Below are 5,452 nucleotides of genomic sequence, written 5' to 3'. Positions count from 1 at the left end.
CTAATTTATGATGATTGCATTTACGTCATACAGCCGGCGTTACACAAAGGCTTTAATTGTTTTTGGAGATGTCTAATATGTCCAATGTGTCTCTCCAGAAGTTCCTCTAATCTTTGGGGACGAATAGTTTTTCCAATATCATGCACCAGTGGCGATGTATTTACCCATTTCTCCCATAAATTACCTGAGAGTTTATCGAGTTTATCGAGGGTTCCCGCAAAAAAGCCAAGGCTTTCCAACAGCAAATCAGAAGGAATTTGCCAATCAGGGAAAGATTGTTCCTTTCTACTTTCATCTAACACTCGTATTGAACAGCGTTTCCCAGTATCAGGAAAAATATATAGTCTGGATTGCGGTGAGATGGGGACAGCATTGACTGTAGCTGTTTCTGTTTCAGTATGAATCTGCCATTGACCCAACCATAACCGAGTCGGCATTTCTTTACGAGTCTGTCCAGTTAAGCGATTGTAAAACTGCATAATTAATACGTTCCTCGCTCAAGCCGCTGCAACTCTGATTCCAGAATGTTAAATGACTTGACTGGTACACCTGCGTCTAGTTCCGACCAGTATTCTTCTATCGTTTCCTTAAGTTTGGTCATATCTTCTAGTTGGATATCATGGCGATCGCGCACTTTCCGCAAAATCTTAGTTGCCAGAATGTCGTCTGTCGCTTCCGTTAGGGAACCTCCTGCCGCAATCAAAACCGGGATGTAATCATTAATTTGACGTTGTAGTCGATTTCCCCAACCAATTTTTAATTTACTTTCCAATATCTCAGATAGGTAGTAATTCAGAAAGTCGAATGCTTTAGTAGCTTTACTCTGATGTTGTTTCTGAGCTTCCTTGAAAGCAGTTGTCAGTGCATTATAAGAGATGGGATATCTTCCTGAAAGTTTAGGAAGATCAAAGCGTTCCTGACTACGTTCAAGTTCCATTACATGAGCGCGATCGTAAGTTTTATCTGCCAATTCTAAAGTAGTTTCATCCTGGTTAGCAGTTCCAACGAACCAGACGTTTGGTGGAATGATAAGTGTGTCATTCTTTTTGAAAAGTTGGGGTGAGGGACGTTCTAGATCGGTATTTAATATCAGTTCAGGGGCATCCTGTTCTAATTTGGAAAGAAAGTCGGCAAAATACTGTTCAGGGCGAGATAGATTCATTTCATCTAGGATGATGATATAAATTTGATCGCGGAATTCGGGACACTGAGCCTCGTACAAAGCCCTTAAAAACTCTGTTTCATAGAATTTCCCTTCAAAAGAGTTGTAGTAGCCAATTAAATCCTGGCGATCGCGCCATCCTGCTTGTACTTCAACCAGTTTATAGTTATCTCTTCCTCGCCGTCCTAATGCACGTGCGAAGGCAATAGGGAGACTGGTTTTACCCGTGCCACTGATACCTTGTAGGATGTGGAGTTTACTCATCGCAATCCCACCCAAGAAGGCTCGGATGTCCTGTTCTGAGTAGTACAACCGCTTACCCTTGGGAGATATAGCAATACGATAACGAAGGTCTTCAGCAAACTGTGCAAGATCGATTGATTCCTGTGAAAGTGTGGGAGCAATTTGCAAATTCTCATCTTTGTCCAGTTGGACACATTTCTCAAAGGGGCTACGCTCTTTAGATTGAGCGATCGCATCATTGACGTTTACCCTTAACTCTTCCAGCACTGCTCGAAGACGATTATTGCTAGCTTCTAAAGCTTCCTTTTCATCCCGCAACGTTTCCAAATTAAGAACTGCAATTCGATTAGTGGCTGCTGAACGCTCTAATTCCTGTACTTTTGTGCTCAGTCGAAAACGTTCTGCTTCCCACTGTTCTTTCTGAGCCTCCAAATCTTCCAAGCGTCTCGCAGCAGCTTCTGTAGGACGTTCAGATAATTTTTGCTCTAATTCATTTTTCTGCCGGCGCAAGTCTTCTAACTCAGCCAATATCTCTTCTGGATTACGTTGCCCAAATCTCCTGACTGCATCAACAGTTTTGAGCAAATTCGCTTCAAGACTGCGCTGTATTTCCTGTGATTTCTCATACCGTTCTTTCCAAACTCGCAAATGAGCTTCAAGGCTCTCAACTTTTGCGGCTGCACGTCGATCTACTTTTTCTTCAAAAGATTGTCGCTCTTCGTCCAGTAACTCACGGTCAATTTCTAACCTGTTTTGCTCCTTCCTCAATGATTTGCGATCTGTAATTAGTTGTTGCCGCTCTTGCTCAAATTCCTGTCTTTCTGTACAAATCTTCTGCTCAAATTCAGCATACTTCTGAGCAATTTCTTCTGTCAGTTGTTGCTGAATCTCGACCTTCTTGCTAAGAGCTTGGGCGATCTCTTGGCTGACTTGTGCAACCTGTTGTTCCAATTGGGATAGGGCAACTCGATTTTGGGTCAGAAATCCGGCTGTTGCATTAGCTTCCCGTTCTTGAAATTGGCGCTCTTGTTGGTTTACTTCTGCCAGTTGTCGGTTCAGTTGCTCTCGATCCTTTCCTAAGAGTTTAGATGCTTCTGTCAATTTCTGCTTCTGCTCTTCTAAATCAGTCTGCTTAACCTGTAACTCTTGTTTTTGGCTCTCAAGTTGCTGATTTTCCAATTCCAGGCGTTTGGTAGCTGAATCAAAAATTGCTGCTTTCTCCCAAAGCTGCTTAAGGTCAAAACTCTCTGGAGGGGATGAGCCTAATGTTTCTAAATCTTCTTCCGTAAGCTGTTCGGAAGCATTGTCCGATAAGGCATTAATCTGCTCATTAGAGAAGTCTATTTTTTCGGGATTTGATGTTTTTATTCCCGCATTAGTATCACTTTTTCCATCGCCTCCAGGGTTTTTAACTCCGGTTTGATTTTGATTACCTGAAAATCTTTTTTTACTGCGACCCATATTAATCCTCAGAAAGGTAAGTTTTTACGGTTGATATGACAGTTGCAATGTTCCAGCGACTAACCTGTACACGGTATCGATTTGTCGTGCCAAGTCTGCTAATTCGCGTGGTTGAGTATCATCCCTCTGATTTGAGCTATGTGCGGCAGCATTACGTTTTTCTGCCAACTCATCCAGGAGATGTAGTAAATCGGGGTATTGTTGAGCTGCAAGTCGGAGTGGATGTGGGGAGTTATCTGGAGTAGCAAGTAGTGTAGCTAGTATAAGAGCACGTAGCGAACCATTTCCATAATCTGCGGCTTTGCGGATTGAATTGCGATCGACACTCAGTAATCCGGGAGGCAAAGGCTGTTTGAAACCAGCATTTTCTGCATAATCATTCAGGGGTTGACGATTCAACTCTCTGCGGTCACTCAATCTATCGGCTTTTCCTTTGGTAGGATAATCCTGCTGAAGCATTTTCAACAGTCTTTCAGCCACCTTCTGCGATTTAGTCAAAATATCCTCCAATTTGCCGAGCAGAATTTTACAATCTGTCACTTCCTCCGCCTCAATATATAATCGCTCAAGGGCGACTAGATCATCAAATAACTCCTCCCATTTTCTAATTGCAGGAGTCAATTTATCCTCAACCTGTAAACAGGCTTCCCCATCTGCCCGGGTTAGCCAATCATCAAGGTTATTGAATTGCTCCTTTCGTTGGTCGCCCAGCATATTAAGCAACCATTTCTCTAATCCCTGAATTGTTTGATTTTTTCGGTGTTTCTCTAACTTGTGGAGCAACCAGGGGCTATCTCCTAAGCCAAACGGATCGCAAACGTTCCAGACATTCGCACTTGAAGAGTCTTCAGGTACATATATACAAGTTGCCAGCCATAGATCGGTTGGTTCGTCATCAATAAAACTTACGCGATCGAGAGTCGGAAGCTTCTCATAAGCCCAGGTATCATCATCATCATCCTCTTTGCTCCGAATGACATTTTTAAGCGTTCTTTCGTGTTTCTCAACTGCCTGGATAATTTCAGTTGGAGAAGGTTGCCGTTCGATCGTATTTTTGACTTGCGGCGGCATAAAAAGCCGTTGGTAATTTGGCTTACCGGTTGTACCGAGAATTAATTCTAGAGACCCTGAATTGAAACGAACTTCAGCGTACTCTTCGCGCTCTACAAAGCGTGGAAATAAGTCACCTGTCCACGGATCTTGGAAGATAAACCCAGCAGTAACATCCTGGGCGATAGAAGTTTCGTCTTCCAGAACTTTTTGCCCCTTTTGAGTAAGGTTTCCACGTGAGTCAACGTAATATCGATCGGCAAGTTGAGAGATGATGAGGGCTGTTAGATCTTTGCCAATATCAAGGTGATGACCAATTTTAGCAGCTTCAGTGATGCCTGCGCGACACATTCCCAAAACTGCTTTTTCTAAGATATTGACTTTACGAGATGAGACACGAGGCGCCACAACTCGATACATACGAACGGGATACAGCAAATATTTTAGCTGACTCCAACGGGCCTTGGGTGAAGGATTGTAATAGAGAACAGAAGTATCTTTGCGGAAAGGCATGGCTGTTGTCCTAAAAAACTTTTCCGTGAGGTGTTTTACAGAGTTCATAAAAGGCAATTAATTCACGAATTGCCTGACGTTCGCTTTCTGGCCGATCGGCTTCTGCTCTGACCATCTCCAAGTCACCTGTAGCAATCAGCAACCGCTGTTGTCGGCTCATGGCCACGCAAAGACGATTCTCCAACAGTAAAAAGCCATATTTCCGGCGATAAGTTTCTGGGCGATCGGGTGTTGCTGGAATATTGTTACTGCGGGTCACAGAGAGAAACACGACATCGAATTCTTTGCCCTGAAAGGCGTCAACAGTGCCAATTCTCAATCGCTCAACGAGTTTACCATCATGATTTGTTGTTTCTCGCCATGCTGAAGCAACCTGATAGTTACCGTCATCTGTAACTTCTGCTAATTCCAGCTTGTAAAGTTGCTGCCAGAGTTCTGCCACCTGGGCTCTGTAAAAGGCAATCACCCCAAATGTCAGACGAGAGTCGTGTTCAATGAGGCGTTTTAGTTCTTCTGCAATCCGTCTGGCTTCTACAGGACGCGACTTACTGTGTCCTTTGGTTTCACTTCCTAAATTGAGGGGGACATTAATCCAGGCAGCGACCTTATCTTGATAACCCGGGAGCTCGTGAAAGAATTCCTTTTCTGGTCTACCAGGCTTAATGGGAGGCTCTCCATGATATTCGTAGAAGGTGCGGCTAACAAAATCACCCAAGATTGGGTGCATCCGGTATTGAGTATCCAGGGTCACGGTGCGCTTAATGCCATCCCGTTTTTCCCATTCCTGCAACTGTTTGAATAGCCGCTCAAACAAGCTTTTCTTCAGGGCATCTTGAGTTGTCTGGTTCGATGAATTCAGTTGACGTTCGACATCTTCTTCGAGAATGTGGGGTAGCTGGCGATGGTCGCCGACTAAAATAATCCGTCGCTCTGCCTTAGCCATTGGAATAAATGGCGTTGCTGAATTACGGTATGATACGGGCAAAAATACGAGAGGGAACCCGAAAATGATTTTTGAGATTT

The 5,452-nt window shown here is 43.7% G+C and carries 4 protein-coding genes; all 4 read right to left on the bottom strand.

Going from position 1 to position 5,452, the window contains the following annotated elements; all coding sequences use genetic code 11:
• Window positions 1-20: 20 nt before the first annotated feature.
• Window positions 21-479, bottom strand: coding sequence for a hypothetical protein (locus QUA99_RS32095; RefSeq protein ID WP_333245443.1), 459 nt, complete (start codon window positions 477-479; stop codon window positions 21-23).
• 2 nt (window positions 480-481) lie between these two features.
• The gene (locus QUA99_RS32090; protein ID WP_333245445.1) at window positions 482-2,866 is read right to left on the bottom strand and encodes a hypothetical protein; all 2,385 of its coding nucleotides are present in this window, start codon (window positions 2,864-2,866) and stop codon (window positions 482-484) included.
• A gap of 24 nt (window positions 2,867-2,890) precedes the next feature.
• On the bottom strand, window positions 2,891-4,477 hold the full coding sequence (locus tag QUA99_RS32085) for a hypothetical protein (protein ID WP_333245447.1): 1,587 nt from the start codon (window positions 4,475-4,477) through the stop codon (window positions 2,891-2,893).
• On the bottom strand, window positions 4,440-5,452 hold a 1,013-nt coding region (locus QUA99_RS32080), incomplete at its 5' end, for an AAA domain-containing protein (RefSeq protein ID WP_333245450.1). The genes QUA99_RS32080 and QUA99_RS32085, both read right to left, overlap by 38 nt.

Origin of the sequence: Microcoleus sp. F10-B2 (assembly GCF_036704965.1) — a bacterium.
In the GTDB taxonomy this organism is placed as follows: domain Bacteria; phylum Cyanobacteriota; class Cyanobacteriia; order Cyanobacteriales; family Microcoleaceae; genus Microcoleus.
The sequence above is the reverse complement of the archived record's forward strand: the minus strand, read 5'-3'. Positions and strand labels throughout refer to the sequence as shown.